This window comes from Aerococcus sp. Group 1, assembly GCF_000193205.1.
Lineage (GTDB): Bacteria > Bacillota > Bacilli > Lactobacillales > Aerococcaceae > Aerococcus > Aerococcus urinae_A.
In genome coordinates this window covers 1886431-1905581 of the sequence record NC_015278.1, presented here as the reverse complement: position 1 = coordinate 1905581, position 19151 = coordinate 1886431, and the positions used below count along the sequence as shown (strand labels likewise).

20 protein-coding genes, 1 tRNA gene and 1 pseudogene are annotated in these 19151 nt (G+C 42.8%); 12 read left to right on the top strand and 10 right to left on the bottom strand.

The genetic code is table 11. From position 1 onward, the window contains the following. Positions 1 to 155: 155 nt before the first annotated feature. From trpA to HMPREF9243_RS08860, 9 genes and pseudogenes are all read right to left on the bottom strand, one after another. Positions 156 to 929, bottom strand: coding sequence for a tryptophan synthase subunit alpha (trpA, locus tag HMPREF9243_RS08895; RefSeq protein ID WP_013669546.1), 774 nt, complete (start codon positions 927 to 929; stop codon positions 156 to 158). Beyond that, positions 922 to 2106: a tryptophan synthase subunit beta gene (gene trpB, locus HMPREF9243_RS08890; protein ID WP_013668549.1), complete on the bottom strand. Its 1185-nt coding sequence runs from the start codon at positions 2104 to 2106 to the stop codon at positions 922 to 924. Before trpB ends, trpA begins: the two co-directional genes overlap by 8 nt. After that, complete coding sequence (locus HMPREF9243_RS08885) at positions 2099 to 2701, bottom strand: phosphoribosylanthranilate isomerase (protein WP_041706281.1); 603 nt, start codon at positions 2699 to 2701, stop codon at positions 2099 to 2101. The genes trpB and HMPREF9243_RS08885 overlap by 8 nt, the downstream gene beginning before the upstream one ends. Then, positions 2691 to 3491, bottom strand: coding sequence for an indole-3-glycerol phosphate synthase TrpC (trpC, locus tag HMPREF9243_RS08880; protein ID WP_013669250.1), 801 nt, complete (start codon positions 3489 to 3491; stop codon positions 2691 to 2693). Before trpC ends, HMPREF9243_RS08885 begins: the two co-directional genes overlap by 11 nt. Then, a complete protein-coding gene (trpD, locus tag HMPREF9243_RS08875; RefSeq protein ID WP_013670015.1) occupies positions 3463 to 4506 on the bottom strand; it encodes an anthranilate phosphoribosyltransferase in 1044 nt (347 codons plus the stop codon). The genes trpC and trpD overlap by 29 nt, the downstream gene beginning before the upstream one ends. A 711-nt stretch (positions 4507 to 5217) precedes the next feature. Further along, a complete protein-coding gene (locus HMPREF9243_RS08870) occupies positions 5218 to 5943 on the bottom strand; it encodes a MerR family transcriptional regulator (RefSeq protein ID WP_013669324.1) in 726 nt (241 codons plus the stop codon). Positions 5944 to 6022: 79 nt separating this feature from the next. Further along, positions 6023 to 6292 carry a hypothetical protein gene (locus HMPREF9243_RS10785; RefSeq protein ID WP_013669595.1) on the bottom strand — a complete coding sequence of 90 codons (270 nt, stop codon included), beginning with the start codon at positions 6290 to 6292 and terminating at the stop codon, positions 6023 to 6025. 54 nt (positions 6293 to 6346) lie between these two features. After that, positions 6347 to 6616, bottom strand: a pseudogene (locus HMPREF9243_RS10780) (AAA family ATPase); the annotation flags it as partial. A 304-nt stretch (positions 6617 to 6920) separates the two neighbouring features. Then, positions 6921 to 7376 (bottom strand): TipAS antibiotic-recognition domain-containing protein, encoded by a 456-nt coding sequence (locus HMPREF9243_RS08860; protein ID WP_013669237.1) that lies wholly within the window; start codon positions 7374 to 7376, stop codon positions 6921 to 6923. 196 nt (positions 7377 to 7572) lie between these two features. On the opposite strand from HMPREF9243_RS08860, the gene HMPREF9243_RS08855 reads away from it, so the two are divergent. From HMPREF9243_RS08855 to HMPREF9243_RS08815, 9 genes are all read left to right on the top strand, one after another. Further along, on the top strand, positions 7573 to 8265 hold the full coding sequence (locus HMPREF9243_RS08855) for a response regulator transcription factor (RefSeq protein ID WP_041706278.1): 693 nt from the start codon (positions 7573 to 7575) through the stop codon (positions 8263 to 8265). Next, entirely contained in the window at positions 8262 to 9161 is a 900-nt protein-coding gene (locus tag HMPREF9243_RS08850; protein ID WP_013668630.1) for a HAMP domain-containing sensor histidine kinase, read from the top strand. The genes HMPREF9243_RS08855 and HMPREF9243_RS08850 overlap by 4 nt, the downstream gene beginning before the upstream one ends. Positions 9162 to 9267: 106 nt before the next feature. After that, positions 9268 to 10017, top strand: a complete 750-nt coding sequence (locus HMPREF9243_RS08845) for an ABC transporter ATP-binding protein (protein WP_013670119.1) — start codon at positions 9268 to 9270, stop codon at positions 10015 to 10017. Position 10018: 1 nt separating this feature from the next. After that, on the top strand, positions 10019 to 12004 hold the full coding sequence (locus tag HMPREF9243_RS08840; RefSeq protein ID WP_013668860.1) for an FtsX-like permease family protein: 1986 nt from the start codon (positions 10019 to 10021) through the stop codon (positions 12002 to 12004). 37 nt (positions 12005 to 12041) lie between these two features. After that, positions 12042 to 12479: a hypothetical protein gene (locus HMPREF9243_RS08835; RefSeq protein WP_041706274.1), complete on the top strand. Its 438-nt coding sequence runs from the start codon at positions 12042 to 12044 to the stop codon at positions 12477 to 12479. Between the two features lie 8 nt (positions 12480 to 12487). Further along, a complete protein-coding gene (locus HMPREF9243_RS10400) occupies positions 12488 to 12775 on the top strand; it encodes a CPBP family intramembrane glutamic endopeptidase (RefSeq protein ID WP_196793329.1) in 288 nt (95 codons plus the stop codon). Between the two features lie 229 nt (positions 12776 to 13004). Further along, complete coding sequence (locus HMPREF9243_RS08825; protein WP_013669582.1) at positions 13005 to 14147, top strand: alpha-hydroxy-acid oxidizing protein; 1143 nt, start codon at positions 13005 to 13007, stop codon at positions 14145 to 14147. 277 nt (positions 14148 to 14424) lie between these two features. Then, a complete protein-coding gene (locus HMPREF9243_RS08820) occupies positions 14425 to 15333 on the top strand; it encodes a class II fructose-bisphosphate aldolase (protein ID WP_013669766.1) in 909 nt (302 codons plus the stop codon). Between the two features lie 144 nt (positions 15334 to 15477). Then, positions 15478 to 16074, top strand: coding sequence for a nitroreductase family protein (locus tag HMPREF9243_RS08815; protein WP_013669584.1), 597 nt, complete (start codon positions 15478 to 15480; stop codon positions 16072 to 16074). Positions 16075 to 16140: 66 nt separating this feature from the next. Here HMPREF9243_RS08815 and HMPREF9243_RS08810 read toward each other — a convergent pair whose 3' ends face one another. Further along, positions 16141 to 16869 (bottom strand): hypothetical protein, encoded by a 729-nt coding sequence (locus HMPREF9243_RS08810; protein ID WP_013668602.1) that lies wholly within the window; start codon positions 16867 to 16869, stop codon positions 16141 to 16143. Between the two features lie 114 nt (positions 16870 to 16983). Here HMPREF9243_RS08810 and HMPREF9243_RS08805 point away from each other — a divergent pair. From HMPREF9243_RS08805 to HMPREF9243_RS08795, 3 genes are all read left to right on the top strand, one after another. After that, positions 16984 to 17057, top strand: a tRNA-Pro gene (locus HMPREF9243_RS08805). A gap of 263 nt (positions 17058 to 17320) precedes the next feature. Then, positions 17321 to 18529, top strand: a complete 1209-nt coding sequence (locus HMPREF9243_RS08800) for a cobalamin-independent methionine synthase II family protein (protein ID WP_041706269.1) — start codon at positions 17321 to 17323, stop codon at positions 18527 to 18529. A gap of 232 nt (positions 18530 to 18761) precedes the next feature. Continuing rightward, positions 18762 to 19124: a hypothetical protein gene (locus HMPREF9243_RS08795; protein WP_013669297.1), complete on the top strand. Its 363-nt coding sequence runs from the start codon at positions 18762 to 18764 to the stop codon at positions 19122 to 19124. The last annotated feature ends 27 nt before the right edge of the window (positions 19125 to 19151 follow it).

Genomic DNA, 19151 nt, shown 5'->3' with positions numbered 1-19151 from the left:
AAAGTTCTCTATGAAGCACGGGAAAAATGGCTTTAAAAAGGAATCGATGTCTAGTTCCCTTAATAAATTAATATATGATGGCAATTTAGTAGAGGCCGGGTATAAAAATAAAAGCCACCTTTTAAGTGGCTAGAGAAATGAGTATTACCGTTGTTTTATTGAATGGCTTGCACAATGGATCGAGTAAATGCACGGATCGGCTCCTCCGCCTGGTCTTGGTATTGGTCAATCAGTTTAATGATAGCAGACCCAATAATCACCCCATCGGACAGGTCAGCCATTTGTTTAGCTTGGCTGGGATTAGAGACCCCAAAGCCAATGGCGGCAGGAATATCGGGGTTAGCTTGACGGATGGCTTCAATCATAGCGCCAAGGTCTGTTTGAATGTTTTGCCGAGTTCCGGTTACTCCTAGTGATGAAACAACATAAAGGAAACCTTCCGCTTCTTTAGCGATTTTATGGATGCGGTCATGGGAAGTCGGCGCGACTAAGGAGATTAAGGCGACTCCATGTTTCTGACTATAGGGGAGGAGCTCGCCTTTCTCTTCGTAAGGCACGTCAGGGATGATAATTCCCTGAATACCCACTTCTTGGCAGCGGCGCATGAATTTCTTTGGGCCATAACCAAAGACGATATTGGCATAGGTCATAAAGACCAAGGGGGTGTCAATTTTCTTTTGGAGGCGCTCAACCATAGCGAAGACATCATCAGTATGGAGACCAGCTGCTAAGGCTGTTTCAATAGCGTGTTGGATGACTGGACCCTCTGCCGTAGGATCGGAGAAGGGAATACCAATTTCAATTAAACTGGCTCCCTCTTCGGCCATGGCTTCAATATATCTTTCGGTGCTGGCGAGGTCAGGATAGCCGGCGGTTATATAAGGAATAAAAGCTTTTTTATTTTGGAAAACGGATTGAATGCTAGTCATAAATTTTTTCCCCCCGGTAACGTGCAATGGCGGCACAATCCTTATCACCACGACCAGACAAGGTAATACAGATAATTTGGTCGGGGCGCATGGTTTTAGCTAATTTGATGGCGTAGGCAACGGCGTGAGCAGATTCGATGGCGGGAATAATCCCTTCCGCCCGGCTAAGGTATTCAAAAGCTTGGACCGCTTCTTCATCCGTGATGGGAACATATTGGGCCCGCTTTCTGGCAGCTAGATTGGCATGCTCAGGGCCAATTCCTGGATAGTCAAGACCTGCTGAGATGGAATAGACAGGGTTGACCTGGCCATCCGCATCTTGGGCGATGATGGTCTTCATGCCATGGTAGACCCCTGGCCGCCCCACTTGCATGGTGGCGGCGGTATCTGGACTATCCACTCCGTGACCGGCACCTTCGCAACCGAATAATTGTACTTCAGGGTCATCGATAAAGGCGGCAAAAGAGCCGATAGCGTTGGATCCGCCACCAACACAGGCAAGAACGGCATCCGGCAAGCGCCCTTCGCGCTCAAGGATTTCTTGGCGCATTTCTCTTGAAATGACACTTTGGAAGTCACGTACCATGGTTGGAAAGGGGTGGGGTCCCATGGCCGAACCGATGCAATAGTGGGTGTCTTCCATCCGCCGGCTCCATTCTTTCATGGTTTCATTAACCGCATCTTTTAAAGTGCCAGTGCCGGAATCAACAGCAACGACTTGGGCGCCCAGTAATTTCATCCGATAGACATTGAGGGCTTGGCGTTCGGTATCGTGTTTGCCCATGTAAACCACACAGTCTAAGTTCAACAAGGCGCAGGCAGTTGCAGTAGCAACCCCGTGTTGGCCGGCTCCGGTTTCCGCAATGATCCGGGTTTTGCCCATCTTTTTAGCCAAGAGCACTTGACCGAGAACATTATTAATTTTATGGGCTCCAGTATGGTTGAGGTCTTCACGTTTGAGGTAGATTTTTGGACCGCCTAAATCTGCGGTCATATTCTTAGCGTAATAGAGTAGGCTGGGGCGTCCGGCGTAATTATTTAATAAATCCGTCAATTCTTCTTGGAATTCAGGGTCATTTTTATATTTATGATAGGCTGCTTCTAATTCGATGACAGAAGGCATTAAGGTTTCTGCCACGAATTGGCCACCGTATTCTCCAAATCTTCCTTTAGACATCTTTTACCATCCTTACTATTTCTTTGATTTTATTGGGATCCTTATGGCCTTGACTTTCTACTCCAGTCGAGAGGTCAAGGGCAGCGGGCTTTACTTGGTCAATGGCACTTTTGATATTATTTGCATTCAGGCCACCAGCGAGGATAAAGGGGCGGTCGAAATCCTTTAAGAGTTTCCAGTTAAAGGACTTGCCGCTACCAGCCTCTTTGTAGTCGAGTAGGATCTGGTCAGCGGGACTGGCTTTAGCCCTATCGAGGTCTTTAGTATCCTGAATGGCAAAGGCCTTCCAGATGGGCTTAGCAGTAGTATTTTGTAGATAGACGATGTCAGCGGGGCTTTCCTGACCGTGCAATTGGGCGATATCGATGATTCCTTGTTTTAAAAGGTCAGCGATAAGGTCTAACTTTTCATTAACAAAGACACCGACTTTTTGAATGTTAGGGTTGACGCGCTGACTCAAATCTTCGAGGGTGGAGAGACTAACTGAGCGTTGGCTTTTGGGATAATCAACAATGAAACCAACATAATCAATGGCTAAGGGGTTGCAGTAGCTGATATCGACTGGCCGCTTGAGGCCACATATTTTAAGCTTCATAGGCTTGGCTAACCTTTCGAAAGGCTTGGATAAGGGCGCTAGGATCGTCTTGACGCATCAAAGCTTCGCCCACTAAGACGGCATCCGCGCCAATTTCATTCAGGGACTGAATATCTTCTGAACCATATACCCCGCTTTCTGCGACAAAGAGAACCGAATCTGGAATCCGACTCCTTAGCTCGGCTGCATGGTTGAAGTTAACAGAGAAGTCCTTCAAGTTGCGGTTATTGACCCCGATAATCTTAGCGCCACAGGCTAAGGCCAGGTCGATTTCTTCCAGGTTATGGGTTTCCACCAGGGCACTGAGGCCTAGGTCATGACAAATACTTAAATAATTTTCTAACTGGCTAGGCCCTTGATCTAAGAGTGAACAGATGATTAAGACCGCATTGGCGCCCATGATTTTAGCTTCATAGAGCTGATAAGGGTCGACGGTAAAGTCCTTTCTGAGTAGGGGAAGGTCCACTGTTTGCCGGACTTCTTGAAAGATTTCCTTAGAGCCCATAAACCATTTGGGTTCAGTTAATACCGAGATGGCGTCTACTTGATTGTCTTGATAGTGCTTGGCAATATCTAAGTAGGGAAAGTCTGGAGAAATCACTCCTTTAGAGGGGGAAGCCTTCTTGATTTCAGCAATCAGGCTCAGTCCTTCCTTGGCCAAGGCCTGTTCAAAGATAAGCTCTCCCTTAGCAAGACTGAGTGCGCGCTCTTTAACGGCTTCTAGGGGAAACTTAGCCTGACTGGCTAGGACCCGTTCCTTACTATGTAAGGCTAACTGCTTCAAGATCATGGGAAACTCCTTTCTGGCTGGCAGCAATGTAGTCTTCTAAGACTTGGTAGGCAGCCCCAGAATCAATGATTTGACGCGCCAGGTCAATTCCTGCTCTTAAACTGTCTACTCTTCTGGCAGCGTAGAGACCAGCAGCGGCATTGAGGAGAGTGATATCGCGTTTGGCCCCTTGTTCTTTACCAGTGAGGATATCAATAGTAATTTGGGCGTTTTCTGCTGGACTTCCGCCAACGATTTCAGCTTTTTGGTATTTAGGGAAACCGTAGTCTTCAGGCTTGATGATGAAGCTTTCTTCGTAATCACCGTCGAAGAAGAGGGCTGAAGTTGGAGCGGAGATGGAAATTTCATCCATGCCGTCTTGGCCGTAAACCACTAGGCCACGCTCAACACCCAAGTTCTTAATCACCTTAGCCATGGGTTGGATCAAGTCTTCTTGATAGACACCCAGCACTTGGTATTTGGGTTTAGCAGGATTAGTAATCGGGCCTAAGATATTGAAGACGGTCTTAATCCCTAGGTCTTTGCGGACACCACTGACATTTTTCATGGAGAGGTGGTAGTTTTGAGCAAAGAGGAAGCAGATGCCGACTTGGTCCAATAATTGATTGGCTAGGTCAGGATCTTGGTAAAGGTTGATGCCCAGCGCTTCGATACAGTCAGCTGCACCTGATTTGGAAGAGGCTGACCGGTTGCCGTGCTTAGTAACGGGGACGCCGGCTGCGGCAATGATTAGGGAAGCGGTCGTTGAAATGTTGAAGGAGTAGGATTGGTCGCCACCTGTCCCCACAATTTCTAAGGTGTCGCGATCGGTTTCAAGGGCCTTGGCTTGGTCACGCATAGCGGCTGCAGCCCCAGCGATTTCCTGGTCGCTGGCCCCTTTGATAGCTAGGGCAGTCAAGTAGGCAGCCATTTGCGCTTGGCTGACTTGGCCAGACATCATGGCCTTCATCGCTTGGTAGGATTCTTGGTAAGATAGGTCTTGGTGTTTAATTAATTGTTCGATTGCTGTTTTCATTGATATTCTCTCCTTTTATCTTTATATACAAAAAACTTGCCCCCATAACTAACCCAATTTGTGATTAGTTATAAGGACAAGTTACTTAACCTGCGGTACCACCTTGCTTGGCATCTTCTGATGCCCACTTAGGAGCGGTTGATCTGACCGCCCGGCTGCTGATAACGCCAGCCTTGCGTCTTGCTTTTAGCTTTAATTAAGCCCTTGGCAAGCCTTCCGAAGGCCCATCGCTAAGACTAACTAAACGTCTTCCATCAACACGCTCTTGCTCTAAGCTAGTGACTTAGCTATTCCTTCGTCATAAGTTTTATTTACAAATAAAAAAGCCTTTATCCATAAAACATTAAAAATTAATGTTCTAAGGACAAGTGCTTTTCTACCTGCGGTGCCACCTTACTTGATCGCTCGGGCGATCCTCTCGAGATAAGCTGTTTCGCTTATCACACAACCCACTTAACGGGGGTCAATCCGTTATGGCTACTCTTCAGTTCACCATACCCTCCGAGGCCCATCCATTAGACTAATCAGACGCTCTCACCCTTCGTCCTCGCTTGAGATTAGTTGGTTAATGTTACTTCCTCATTGACGGTTTCATAATTTCATTTATCATAGCCAAGTCCATGAATAAAAGCAAGATAAATTTAATTTTTGTGAATTTTGATTATATGATCTAAATTGATCGCCTGGGACTAAGCAAGCTGATTTAAAGTGTTATTGACAATAATAAGCAATGGCTTGGTGGACAAATTTTGCCGTGCCACTGCCAGCAAATTCATCGATGTTTTTAGTGAAGTCACCGCCACTGGCGTACATTTTCCCTAGTTCAAACAAGATTTCATTCGAACAGGGATAGAAATGGTCACTGATGAAATCCTGTAATTTTTTAACTAAAGTTTGTGCGCTTTGAGATCCATAATTTTTCTTTTTAATTTGGGAGAATTCAACAAATATCATCATTAACTGTTGATGAATTGTCTTTTTCTGAAGACTCGATTGGTGAATTTGTTTTTCTTGAAAATGGTGGTACTCTTCTGTGTCTCCCCAATAATCCTTAGCTTGTTGACTAAATTTATCAATCTTTTTTCGATCAAAGGCTTGAAAATTGACTGAATCTACTCCCAAGACTTTAATTCCTTTAGCAAAAAGAATTAAGTTTTCTAGGTGTTCTTTTTTCAAGGTCAATAATTCGATTTGTTGGTCTAAGACCAGGTCTTCATCAAAATTTTCACTATTGATAATCTTTTTAATTTCTTTTAAAGAGAATTCGAGTTCCTTAAACAATAAAATATATTGTAATTTTTTAAGGTCTTCGTCACTATATAGCCTGTAGCCAGAAGCGGAACGTTTGGATGGTTTTAAGAGCTTGATTTTGTCATAGTAATGCAAGGTTCTGACACTGATACCAGCCATTTCACTCACTTCTTTAACTGTTTTCATATTACCACTTCCTTGCTATTTATTGACTACTCTTTTGATTAAAAACACCTTATAAATTGAATTAAATTTAAGCTTTTATTTACTTTGAAATGCCAATATTTTGCTTGGCTTTTTTGATAAGTTGGATAGCCTCAGAGAAATCATTATAAGTTACCCTGCAAGCTGTCCCGTCTCTAGCAACAGCAGTTGAACTAGCTGAAATAACGACATTAAGGAGGTCTCCACCAGAAAAGCCAGCAGTATCGGAAATAATTTGATCCTTTTCAGCTAGATTAAGGCTGACTGGTAACTTGTCTGGTAAAAATTGTTTAAAAATAGCTGATCTAGACTCTTTTTCGGGTAAGGACAATTCAATATGACCTAAGATTCTTCTGATAAAGGCTGGGTCATAATTTTCGCCGAAATTAGTGGTAAAGATAACAATTCCTGAAAATTTATCTAGTTCTAATAAAAGAACGGATTTTGTTACATTAACTGCTTGATCAGTGCTCTGGTTAACATGGGCTAAGCGCTTACTTAGGAGGGAATCAGCTTCATCAAAAATTAGTACAGCGTCTGTTTCAGTCGCTTTAGCAAAAATGGCCTTAATATTTTTAGGTGTTTCGCCAACAAATTTCGATTCAATTTCAGCGTAATTGGCTCTTAAGATATCTTTACCAAGTTCATAAGCGATGGCCTCAGCAGTCGCACTCTTACCGGTACCTGGAGGGCCATACAGGTTAATCGCAGTTCTACCACCGCTGGGATCGATCTCCTTTAAGCCGAAGTGATCATAGAGTAAATCATGATTTTTAATTTTAGCCAGTAGACTATCAATTTGTTTTCGGGTAGATTCACTTAAAATAATATCATTTAAACTTTTTGAGGTTTTTCAATAAACAATATGTCTGAATTGCTTTTTTTCTTATTCAGTTGGTCAGGAGAAACGTATCTGCCTTTATTAGATTTGATCTTGCTCATGGTAATTATCATGCTTTCTAGTGTTTTTCTTCTAGGGTGTTTACTTGTTCTTGTAGCCAAATTTCTTCTAAGGAATCGACATAGTTATTAATTGCACCAAATAGGAAATCGGGTAAATCAGGATCGAATTGGGACAAATTCTTTCGAAAACGCTCATCGTCACGGTAGACATAACTTAAGCCTCTTAGAATTTCTAGCGAGGGCTCATAGGAGAGCCCGATAAAGCGATGCCACCTTTGCATAGCCTCTTGTAATTTTTGGCTGTCGGTTTCTTCGTTTTTTAATTGAGCAAGGGCTTTAAAGACGGCTTTACTCTCGGCAACCATGTCCTGTTTTTCTTTTGGGTCATAAGACTGCCAATTCATTTCTGTTTCGTGTAATTTTTCTGATCCCCATTTATGCTTCACTTCTTGTTTATCTCTTTTTCTCTTGATGGCAAGAGCTTTTTTCTGCTTTCTATCCGATTTTTTCATTGAGCTCCTCCTAGCCAATCTTACTACGGTATGCTTTATACCTAAGCAATAGTCTCTTTTTAATATAAAGTATGACGTAAGGTTAGAGTCAAGGAATATTTGAGAAGTGACTCTGCCTAAATTAATCAGACTTTTTATGATTAGGAAGAGAATGGTATACTTATTAAACCAAGATGTAAGGAAAGGGGCGGTGGAGATGGCCGAGAAAATATTTGTGGTTGAGGATGATCCGGTTATTGCAGCCGGTTTGGAGCGGGAACTAACCAAGTGGCATTACCAGGTTCAAAGGGCAGAAAACTTTGAAGCGATTGACCAGGAATGCCACAGATTTGCCCCACATCTAGTTCTTTTAGATTTGAACTTGCCGTCTTATGACGGCTATTATTGGTGCCAGATGATCCGTAAAGACAGTGATGTGCCGATTCTTTTCTTATCGGCCCGGGATACCAGTATGGATCAAGTCATGGCCATGCAGGTGGGTGGCGATGACTATGTGACAAAACCGGTCGATTTGCCGCTCTTGTTGGCTAAAATCCAAGCCCTTTTGCGCCGTGCCTATCGCTACAGTTCGGCTAGTGAGACTTTTATTTTTGCAGGAGTGCAACTCGATCCAACAAAGGCTAGGCTAATTTATCAAGGCCAAGCTAGCGACTTAACCGCTACTGAACTTTTAATACTTAAGCAGCTCTTTCAAGCCCAAGGCGACTATGTTAGCCGGGAAAGCTTGATGGAAGAGTGTTGGCTGGGCGAAAACTATATTGATGACAATACTTTAGCAGTCAATATTTCCCGTTTACGTAAGAAATTGGCCAAGTTGGGTCTGGAAGACTTTATTAAAACCAAGAAGCGGGTCGGCTACGCCTTAAATGAGGAGGCTAGTAAGAAGTGAAAGATTTTCTTAAGCACCAGCGCTTAACCCTAGTGACTATGGCTTTCACCTTGGTTGTTTTCTTCTTGCTGGGTTTTCTGTTTGATTTAGATGTCATGGTCGTCCGCTTTCTCTTGCTGTTTCTAGTCTTTTTTTACGGACTTATCTTGCTGATAGCTTATTGGCTAGCAAGACGGGAAGTTGACTACCAAAAGCTTTATCGTGAAAGTCAGGATAAGGCAGAGGCTGACCGGGTCCAAACTGACCTGGCTAAGCAAGAGCAAGAGGGCTATTTTTTGACCTGGCTCCATCAGATTAAAACGCCGATCGCGGCGGCTAAGCTTCTTATTCAAGACTTGGACGCTAAGACTAAAGCTGACTTGGAAGGGCAACTGTTAGCCATCGAGAACTATACCACCATGGCCCTGACCTACCTCAAGGTCAATAATGAACAGAAGAACTTGCAGATTAAAGCGGTCAGTCTCGACGCTATGATCGCTCCTTTGCTAAAAAAGTACCGGCGAATTTTTATTAATAGCCGTACTCGCCTCCACTATCAAGCGATTCCTGACCATGTCATGACCGATCCCACCCTGTCAGAAATTATGATTGAACAGGTTCTCAATAATGCGCTCAAGTATGGTGAGGGAGGGGATATCTGGATCACCTACCAAGCCGACCAGGCCTGTCTCACCATCAAAGATAATGGTCGGGGGATTAAGGCCAGCGACTTACCCAAGGTCTTTGACCAGGGCTATTCAGCCTTTATGGGGAAGAGCTTGCGGCGGTCAACGGGGATCGGGTTATTTCTCGTTAAGCAATTGGCTGAACGTTTAGACCAACCGGTAGAATTAGACTCTATTTGGGGCCAAGGTACGACAGTCAGGATATATTTTCACCAAGATGCCTTCAGATAGACTTAGCTTACAATTTTGTAAGTTTGGGGCCTGCTTTTGTTAGTTTAGATAAAAGCAGGGCTCTTTTTTTCTTTCTATAATAGAGACAAAGATTGGAGGATACGAGATGCTTTTAGATGTGATTCATTTAGAAAAAACATACGGCCATGGCGGTAATGCCACCAAGGCCTTACGGGACGTCACTTTTCAAGCGGAAGCTGGCGAATTCGTGGCCATTATGGGAGAGTCCGGTTCAGGAAAATCCACGCTCTTAAACATTATTGCCACCTTGGATAAGGCTACTGGCGGTCAAGTTTTCTTAAATGGCCAGGCCTTGGCAGCTTTAGGAGAAAGTGACTTAGCAGCTTTTCGCCGGCAAGAGTTGGGCTTTGTTTTTCAAGATTTTAACATGCTCAATACCTTCAATAACCGGGATAACATTCTGCTCCCCCTGGTACTCTCTAATACTGACTATAGTGAAATGGAGCGACGTTTAGCTAAGCTTGCTCCTTTACTGGGGATTGAAGACCTTTTGGATAAGTATCCCTATCAAATTTCTGGGGGTCAACAGCAACGGGTTGCCATTGGACGGGCTATTATTACCCAGCCCAGCCTGATTCTTGCTGATGAGCCGACTGGAGCTTTAGATTCGAAGAACAGTGAAGCGACTATGAAGCTTTTTACTCAGTTAAACCAGCAGGGCTTGACCATATTCATGGTAACCCATTCCTTACGTTGTGCGGCATATGCTAAGCGAGTGCTCTTTATTAAGGATGGGATTGTCTACCATGAAATTTACCGGGGTGAGGCTTCTTTAGCTGATTTCCAGGAAAAAATCGCTAACAGTCTCTCCTTTCTAAATCGGGAGGAGGGCTAGTATGAATCGACGTTTAATCTGGCAATTAGCCAAACGCAATTTAAGGGTCAGTAAGATGATTGTTTTGCCTTTTCTCTTGGTGAACGGACTCTTATTTGCTCTCCAGTATGTCATGATTTCTTTAATTGGTAATCAATTTGTCTTGGAGCGGAATCCTCATTTTCCTACTGTGATGGGTTTTGCTGCTTTTATTAGTTTCTTTTTTGCTTTAGCTTTTATTCTCTATGCTAATAATTTTATTCAGAAACGGCGTAGCCGGGAGTTCGCTCTCTATAGTATTTTGGGTATGGAAAAGCGTCATATCAAGTCCTTGCTCGGTCGGGAGAGCCTTTTGCAGTTGGCTTTTATCCTGCCTGTTTCCTTAGTTGGTGGACATCTCATTGGAAGTTTTGCCTTTATGGCCATCAACAAAGTCATGCGCGTATCCGGGATGACTCTGATGGACTATCCCTTTAAGTGGCAGGTAGCCCTTATAAGCTTGGTCGAAATTATTTTGGTACATGCTTTAGTTTATCTTCTTAATCGCCGTCGGATTCAGAAAAATAACCCTCTCGAGTTGATGGAGAGGGGCCAAGCGGGGGAAGAAGCACCTAAAGGCAATCTCTTTGTCGCCTTACTTGGCCTGGTTTTAGTGGGGACCGGCTACTATATCTCCTTAACTACAACGAATATTATGCAGGTCATTTATAAATTACTCCTAGCCATCGTCCTAGTTGTCTTAGGTACCTATTGTCTCTATAATGCCTTGTCGATTATTATTTTAAACTGGCAAAAGCAGCGCAAATCCTATTACTATCAGCCTAAGCATTTTCTAAGTGTTTCTGGAATGCTTTACCGGATGAAGGCTAATGCTTGGAGTTTGGCCTCCATTGCTATCCTGTCTACTGGTGTCATGTTGGTTTTAGGACTGACTGTTTCTACGGAACGTGGGCTAGAGAGTATGGTTGATCGTTTCCAGGCTAGAGATTATCTGATCGAATTGCAGGGGCCAGTGGTTGAGGAATCTTTTGACCAGCAACGCAACCGCTTAGAAGAAGCCGTGGATGAACTGAGTCAGTTAGCTCCTTTAGAAGATGTTAATTATATGTTGAGCTTTGGCCAATTATCCCTTAGTGAGGTGGAGGATAAGAGCTTACGCTTACAAGCTTTCACCCCTAATGATGAAATCAGTCAAGGGCTGGTTCTCTTTGGAGAGAGTCTAGATGGTTATAACAAGAACTATGCTAGCCAGGAAAGCTTGGCAGAGGACCAGGTCTTAATGGCCACTAGTCGAGACCACTTGGACCAGGTTGACCAAGTTAAAGTTGGGGATAAAACATACCAAGTTAAGCATATCCCCATAAATCGTCTGCCTTTGATTGCAGGATTAGACGCCTTGATGCTGGTTTTCCCTAGCCAAGAAGCATTAGCCCACGCTTACCAAGCCTCTAATACTAGTCAAGCGATTGGCTTTTTTAAGAGTCCCCTAAGTTATAAGGCGACTTTTGATGCTAAGGATAATAAGGAGCTTATTGACCAACACCTGGAGGATTATGAAGCAGAAGGCTTAGTGATTAATTCTAAATCTGCCTCTAGGGCCTCACTCTATAAGCTTAATGGAGGTTTTATTAGTATCGGTGCTATTGTCTCTTTAGTTTTATTTATTGGTTGCTTTTTGATGCTTTACTATAAGCAGCTTTCTGAAGGGCAAGAAGATATTAATAACTATCGGATCATGCGTCAGATCGGTTTGCCTAAGTCGTTGATTCGCTCAACCATTAGGCAACAAATTTTCTGGATCTTTGGTCTTCCTCTCCTAACAGCAATCATTCATATTGCCTTTGCCTACCCGATTTTACGTCAGGGATTGGGGCTCATGGCCATTAAGGATCCCACCTTGATTTTGACGAGCTTTCTAGGCGTCATCATTTGCTTTATATTGGTCTATTATCTGATGTATTTTATCACTTCTAAGGCTTATTACCACATGGTAACTGCTGACCAATAATTAGGGTGTTACAGTGATGCAAAAGGAGGTTGTATTTATGACTAAAGAATATCGAAAGGAAGAGAAAGGCTGGGGCCAGCCCTTCTTGGATATTTTGAAATGGTTGGCCCTGATGGTCTGGGCAACCCTGCCTTTTGGACTAATGTTTGTGGTTAACAGCCGTTCCCACATGTTGTCTTGGCCAGTAGTGGCTGAATTGACGCTATTAGTTCTGGTTTTTGCCTATCTGACCTATCGTTTTCTTTATAAGTTTTATTGCAAGCGCGCCCAAGGCAAGGATAACTTTGACCGCTTGGGCTGGAAGGACGTTGGGATTGCCTTCCTCTATTATCTTGGCTTTCGAGTAGTAGTGGTAGGCTTGACCGTGGCCAACCAAGCCCTCTATGGTAATGAGCTATCGGCCAATGATCAGATGCTATTTTCGGGGGATTTTAGCCTAGTGTCACCGATATCCAATATTACTTTTTCCTTATGATGGGCTTTGTGGTACCTATTCTAGAAGAATTGGTCTTCCGCGGCATCTTCCACCACCTCTTTTTCAAGGCCGAAAGTTTCTGGTGGCCGTTAATTTTGAGTTCGCTGATTTTTGGCTTCAACCACATGTCTAGTAACCTTGTTGAGGCGCTCATGTATATTCTCATGGGAATCGTCCTTTATCTTGCTTACCGCCGGCGCAAGAACATTAAGGACGCCATTCTACTCCATATGATGAACAACGGAATCGCGGCGATTATTCTTTTAGGATCCTATCTTTACGAATTTTTTGCCTAATTCACGACCCTTAGTCTCCTTAAGCTAAGAATTTCTTACTGAATACGATTAACAAGTTTTTCAGGACAGTCTTTCTCTCAAATGAGTGAAAAGACTGTCTTTTTACTGTATAAAAATATCTGAGGATATTATTTTTCATCTAGCGGAATGGTTTTCACTTGAAAATGAAAACGCTTTATATTAAATTGTATGAGAAGGCTATTTACTTATTCAAAAGGAGGAAAATCATATGGCAGATTATGTTGCAGGTACTGAAGTTAAGGATCTCAAGATTGTTAACTTATATGATGTAGAAGAAGAAGCTAGAGAAATTATCCCTGAAGCAGGTTATGGTTACATTCGTTCTGGTGCAGGGGATGAATTTACTTTAAGAAGAAATATTACCTGTTTTAACAGTAAGGGCATCCTACCGCGGGTGATTGGTGATGTTGAACATCCAGATACATCAACTAGTTTCCTAGGAAAAGATTACTCAGCACCCTTCTTCTATGCACCAATTGCTGCTTTAGGAATTGCTCATGAAGAAAAAGAAATTGGTATGGCTAAAGCCTTTAACGAATTCGGCACCGCCTTTTCAATTTCCTCTTATGCTGGATCAAGCTGGGATGAAATGGCTCCTTCCTATGAAGGCTATGAAGACCGCCCACGTTACTTCCAGTTATATATGAGTAAGAACCACGGCTTTAACGAAGCCATGTTAAATGAAGCCAAAGATTTTGGTTGCCAAGCTATTATTTTAACTGCGGACTCTACCGTTGAAGGGAACCGTGAATTAAATAAACGGAATCATTTTACTTATCCATTTGGTATGCCAATCGTTGAACGCTATTTAGCAGGTTCCGGCGAAGGAATGGCGCTAAAAGATGTCTATGCTTCCTCTAAACAAAAGATTTCACCAAAAGACATTGAATACATTAAATCCATTTGTGACCTACCAGTAATGCTCAAAGGGGTACAAACACCTGAAGACGCCTTGAAGGGTATTGGTGCTGGTGCGGATGTTATTTACGTGTCCAACCATGGGGGACGTCAATTAGATGGTGCTCCTGGATCCTTTGAAACCCTTGAAGCCATTGCTCAAGCCGTTCAAGGTGAAGTGCCAATTGTCTTTGACTCCGGTATCCGTCGTGGTGAACATGTCTTTAAAGCACTTGCTGCCGGTGCAGATGTCGTAGGTATTGGACGTCCAGCCCTCTACGGTTTAGCCTTAGGTGGACACAAGGGTGTTCTTTCTGTATTAAATTACTTGAAAGACGACTTAACCCGGATTATGCAATTAACCGGTTGTCAAACCATTGAAGACATTAAGAATGCACGTCTAACCGACCTACCTGCATATAATGAAGCGGAATTAAGACACCACGGTTACTAAAATCAAATAAATAACTAAGAAGAGACGCTAACGGACGTGACCAAGCTGTTTTTACAGAGCTTTTGGGGCCGTTAGGGTCTTTTTTGCTTTGCATTTATTTTCACAACCGAAGAAAACTTTGCTAGTGACGACAGCAAAGTCCGCTATACTAGCATGTGAAAGCTAATAAAAACTGGGATTTTTTTGTAATTATTTGTCATTTTAATTACCAATCTTTTCTTTAGTAAGGTATAATGGGGTTCGTACAAGTCGTTATAGATTTTAGGAGGTATATTTAATGGCTTTTTTAGTAAATGGTAATGAAATTTTGAAGGACGCACGTCGCAATCATTATGCGGTTGGGGCCTACAATACAAACAATCTCGAATGGACCCGTGCCTTAGTTAGCGGGGCTAAAGAAACCAGAACCCCATTATTGATTCAAGTATCAACTGGTGCTGCTAAGTATATGGGTGGTTACAAATTAGTTCGTGACTTAGTCCTTAACGTGATGGATAGCATGGATATTGATGTTCCAGTTATCTTAAACTTGGACCATGGTGATTTCGAATCAGCCAAAGAATGTATCGAGTTAGGCTACTCTTCTGTTATGTTTGATGGTCATAAATTACCAGTTGAAGAAAACCTTGCTAAAACTAAAGAAATCGTTCGTTTAGCTCATGAACGTGGTATTGCTGTTGAAGCTGAAATCGGTAAAATTGGTGAAAACCAAGGCGGCGGTGAATTAGCTTCTGTTGAAGATGCAATTCGCTTTGCTGAAGCTGGCGTTGACCGTCTTGCTTGTGGTATCGGTAACATCCACGGTGTTTACCCAGAAGGTTGGGAAGGCTTAAACTTCGATCGCTTGAAAGAAATTTCTGACGCTGTTGATGTTCCGCTTGTTTTACACGGTGGTTCTGGTATTCCTCAAGACCAAGTGAAGAAAGCTATTTCTTTAGGTATTGCTAAGATCAACATCAATACTGAATTCCAATTAGCCTTCCAAAAAGCTACTCGTGAATACATCGAAGCTGGTCATGACCAAGACCGTTCAAACAAAGGTTTCGACCCACGTAAATTGTTAAGACCTGGTACTGACGCAATTACTGAATCCATGAAAGAAATGATTTCTTGGATGGGTACTCGTCCAATTGACGACAGAGACTCTAAATTTGTCTTCGATGAAGCTTCCTTAAACGAAGAATAATCAAGTCTATATACATAAAAAGAAGGGATTGTGACTTAGTCGCAGTCCTTTTTTCTATAAGCAAAATATTTTTAATTGGTCTACTGGCTTGCTATACTCTGTATATCGTTAATGTATAAAGCCAAAAAATGGAGGATTTAATTTATGACACAATTTAAAGATCTTGCTGCTAAGCGTCGTTCGATTTACCATATTGGAAAGAATACCGACCACACTTCTCAAGAAATCGTTGACGCTTTAAAAGCAGTCTTAAAAGATGTGCCAACTGCCTTTAACAGCCAAACTTCACGTGTTGTGATTGCTTTTGGTGACAAGCACCAAGACTTATGGGATGAAATTTACCAAGTTCAAGAAGGTGTTTTAGAAGGCGACATGTGGGAACAAATGTCTGGCGTAATTCAAGGCGCTAAAGCAGGTTTAGGAACCATTCTCTTCTTTGAAGACTTAAATGAAGTAGAAAATATGCCTGCTAACCCAGAGCGCTCCACTGCCTATAAGGAAAATAACAGTGCTAACCACCAATACGCTGCTTGGTTAACCTTAGCTGAATTAGACTTAGGAGCAACCTTGCAACATTTTAATATTGGTTATGAACAAGGCTTCGATAAGTCCATTCGTCAAATGTTTGACTTGCCAGACTCATACGCTATGTTAGCGCAAATGCCATTTGGTTCGATTGAAACCCCAGCTGGCGACAAAGACTATATCGACCAAGATGAAAAAGTACGTGTTTACGAATAAATCGTTTTTAATGAACTAAAAGTGTAAAGACAGCCGGCAGAGAGAAATTTCTGCCGGTTGTTTTTATTAGCCTTTACTTAATTCTTGGGCGGCGCTGATCCAATTTTTCCACTCTAGGGCCAGGTGGAGGCAGTGGTCGTTGACGATATAGCTGGGACAAGCAGCGGGAAATTCGACCAGGGTCTTGGCTTCCATGCCGGTTTTGGTATTTCTAAATTGATGACGGATGCCACCTACTGGGAGGCCATTAGCCAAGTAAGCCTGTCCTATCATCTGCAAGGGGTAAGCAGGATTCGCTTGACTGACCAGTCCCTGGTCGCTTGAAAAATCAATAAAAAATTGTATGGGCAGGGGACTGGCTCCGGCGGTTTCTATTACCTCAAATAGTTGTCCCCTTGGCTCTAGGACATAGTGTTCAGGATTAGCTTCCAGGTTAATTTGCCGAATGCCAGGATTATCCTTAGTCACAAAATCTTTGACTAGGGGAGCGAATTCTTCGATAGTTAGTTCATCAACTTCAAGAGTACAAGCGGCATATTTTACCCGGCCAAATGAAAGCCAGCCAACACCGCGCATGAGAGCAGCCATAAGCTTTAATTTCCAGCCTAAGTGGTGGACGATTTCTTCATAGGTTAGTGATTGCTTCAATTGATTGAGTTTATTTCTCAGTGTTATTAAATTGTCTGCAGGCTTAGGCCGATTTCCCAAATTTTTAAGCGCCTGGCGGGTGTGCCGATATTCCCACTGATCAAGTTTTTCCTGACTGACCACTTGGCCGACTATGGTTATTTTCATGATGTTACCTCTAGTTGATTCTTAGTAATAATGAATTATGGCTTATTTTTGCCTTTAAGTCTACAATTTATTGACAAAGTATGCTATACTAATCGTATTGATCCAATTTGATCTCGGGATGTAGCACAGTTCGGTAGCGCACTAGCATGGGGTGCTAGGGGTCGCAGGTTCAAATCCTGTCATCCCGATTGTATATTTTCTTTCTAAATGGAAGGAAAGTTAACGCATAAAATCGCTTGAGGAGACCACAGATGTCTGCTTAGGCGATTTTTTCATTTATGTGGTTAACTTGATGATCATTTTTAACGATCACAACTAATAGAATAAATATAGTTATATGGAGAAATCCTATCATATCAATCTTTTCGCTGATAGGATAAGCAAAACAAGATGGTTTTCAAAAAGAAGTCATGCTAGAATAGATTGAGTTTGATAGAGGGGGAGAATGATTATGACTAATAAAATTTTGACCACACATGTAGGTTCCTTACCACGGACAGAGGCCTTGTTGGAGGCTAATAAACGCCGTACTGCGGGTACGATTGCTGAAGACGAATTTAACCAAATTATTGCTGAATCGGTTGACCAAGTGGTGAAAAAGCAAAAAGAAATTGGCATTGACCAAGTGAATGACGGGGAGTACGGCCATGTGACTTCAGGGGCAGTTGACTATGGTGCCTGGTGGAACTACTCCTTCTACCGCTTAGGTGGACTAGAGATGACGGATGAAGACCGCTGGGCAAAGAGTGAAGCCATTCGTTCCACTCCAGGGAATATTAAATTGACCAACTTTCCTGATCGTCGTGACCGACAAAAATTTAGAGCAGCCTATGAAGATCCTGATTCCGGGGTTTTAGGCAGACGTAATAAGGTAGCCAATCCAGTTTTTGCTGAAAAGGTAACCTATATCGGTCAAGACCAAGTTAACCGCGATGTGAAGTTCCTAACTGAAGCCCTTGAAAAATATGATATCAAGCAAGGCTTTATGGCGGCGATTTCTCCGGGAGCAGCGGCGCGTTTGGAGGACCGTTATTACCATGATGAAGATGCCCTCTTAAATGATGTTGCCGATGCCCTACACGAAGAGTATAAAGCCATCACTGATGCTGGTTTAATTGTCCAATTAGATGCCCCAGACTTAGCCGAAGCTTGGGATCAAATTAATCCTGAACCGAGTCTCAAGGACTTCCAAGCCTGGCTGCAAAAACGTGTCGATGCCGCTAACCGCGCCTTAGAGGGCATTGATCCTAGCTTGGTCCGCTTACATATCTGCTGGGGGTCTTGGCATGGACCGCATACCACCGATATTCCTTTCGAAGATATTGTGGACCAATGCTTACAAATCAAGGCGGGATCTTTCTCCTTTGAGGCCTCAAGTCCTCGTCATGGTCATGAATGGCGCGTCTGGGAAAAAGCAGACCGCTTGAAAGCCGGGCAAAAGATTGTCCCAGGATTTGTTTCTCATTCCACCAATGCGGTTGAACACCCTCAACTTATTGCAGACCGGATTGAACGTTTTGCCAAATTAGTCGGTCCAGAAAACGTGATTGCTTCAACCGACTGTGGTCTAGGGGGTCGCTTGCATGAGCAAATTGCTTGGGCAAAATTGGAAGCCTTAGTTGAAGGCGCAGCGATCGCTTCTAAGCATCTCTTTGGCTAATTAAAGCGGATAAGTAGAAAGAAAATGACTGAAAAGCTGTGGTTTCGATCGCAGCTTTTTGTTGTATAAGGTATCCAATCGAGCTAAAATTTTGGCTTTTCTAGGGTGATAAAATTAGGATGGGATTGTTTTTAATGATAAAATAAGTTAAAAGAGAGAGGAAACAATTTTTGAGATCAAGATAGTCGGTTGTCGTTTGTGTGCTTTTTTAGCATTGAAAGGATGGTTAACGATGCGGTTAGGGAAGGTCTTGAAAAGAATTGACCGTGATGAACGCTACGTGGTTGAAAAGGATACCGGTTTAGTTCACGGCCGGGTTAATGGTTATACCTTATTAGTTGATATGATGCATTTAGGCCAACAGTATAATATTATCTTTCACCTCACCAAAGACGGCCAAGCGCCTGACCGTCAAGAACTCCTGCATAATATGCCTAAGCATAAAAAGTTGCAAAATGTTAGAGTTGAGGGCAATGAGGTAACTTATCGTGCTCGAACTGCTTTTTTAGTCCAATCGACTGTGGATACTTTGTTTGAAATGGTGGATTTAATTACTCAAGTCCTTAAAGAATTAGGTTACCAAGATGCCTCCTAATGTTAGTGTGATTGCTTTAATAGTAAG

What these genes read in the sequence shown, in the direction of transcription:
- trpA (WP_013669546.1), bottom strand. Translation starts at nt 929, where the DNA reads ATGACTAGCATTCAATCCGTTTTCCAAAATAAAAAAGCTTTTATTCCT.
- trpB (WP_013668549.1), bottom strand. Translation starts at nt 2,106, where the DNA reads ATGTCTAAAGGAAGATTTGGAGAATACGGTGGCCAATTCGTGGCAGAA.
- HMPREF9243_RS08885 (WP_041706281.1), bottom strand. Translation starts at nt 2,701, where the DNA reads ATGAAGCTTAAAATATGTGGCCTCAAGCGGCCAGTCGATATCAGCTAC.
- trpC (WP_013669250.1), bottom strand. Translation starts at nt 3,491, where the DNA reads ATGATCTTGAAGCAGTTAGCCTTACATAGTAAGGAACGGGTCCTAGCC.
- trpD (WP_013670015.1), bottom strand. Translation starts at nt 4,506, where the DNA reads ATGAAAACAGCAATCGAACAATTAATTAAACACCAAGACCTATCTTAC.
- HMPREF9243_RS08870 (WP_013669324.1), bottom strand. Translation starts at nt 5,943, where the DNA reads ATGAAAACAGTTAAAGAAGTGAGTGAAATGGCTGGTATCAGTGTCAGA.
- HMPREF9243_RS08860 (WP_013669237.1), bottom strand. Translation starts at nt 7,376, where the DNA reads ATGAAAAAATCGGATAGAAAGCAGAAAAAAGCTCTTGCCATCAAGAGA.
- HMPREF9243_RS08855 (WP_041706278.1), top strand. Translation starts at nt 7,573, where the DNA reads ATGGCCGAGAAAATATTTGTGGTTGAGGATGATCCGGTTATTGCAGCC.
- HMPREF9243_RS08845 (WP_013670119.1), top strand. Translation starts at nt 9,268, where the DNA reads ATGCTTTTAGATGTGATTCATTTAGAAAAAACATACGGCCATGGCGGT.
- HMPREF9243_RS08840 (WP_013668860.1), top strand. Translation starts at nt 10,019, where the DNA reads ATGAATCGACGTTTAATCTGGCAATTAGCCAAACGCAATTTAAGGGTC.
- HMPREF9243_RS08835 (WP_041706274.1), top strand. Translation starts at nt 12,042, where the DNA reads ATGACTAAAGAATATCGAAAGGAAGAGAAAGGCTGGGGCCAGCCCTTC.
- HMPREF9243_RS08825 (WP_013669582.1), top strand. Translation starts at nt 13,005, where the DNA reads ATGGCAGATTATGTTGCAGGTACTGAAGTTAAGGATCTCAAGATTGTT.
- HMPREF9243_RS08820 (WP_013669766.1), top strand. Translation starts at nt 14,425, where the DNA reads ATGGCTTTTTTAGTAAATGGTAATGAAATTTTGAAGGACGCACGTCGC.
- HMPREF9243_RS08815 (WP_013669584.1), top strand. Translation starts at nt 15,478, where the DNA reads ATGACACAATTTAAAGATCTTGCTGCTAAGCGTCGTTCGATTTACCAT.
- HMPREF9243_RS08810 (WP_013668602.1), bottom strand. Translation starts at nt 16,869, where the DNA reads ATGAAAATAACCATAGTCGGCCAAGTGGTCAGTCAGGAAAAACTTGAT.
- HMPREF9243_RS08800 (WP_041706269.1), top strand. Translation starts at nt 17,321, where the DNA reads ATGACTAATAAAATTTTGACCACACATGTAGGTTCCTTACCACGGACA.
- HMPREF9243_RS08795 (WP_013669297.1), top strand. Translation starts at nt 18,762, where the DNA reads ATGCGGTTAGGGAAGGTCTTGAAAAGAATTGACCGTGATGAACGCTAC.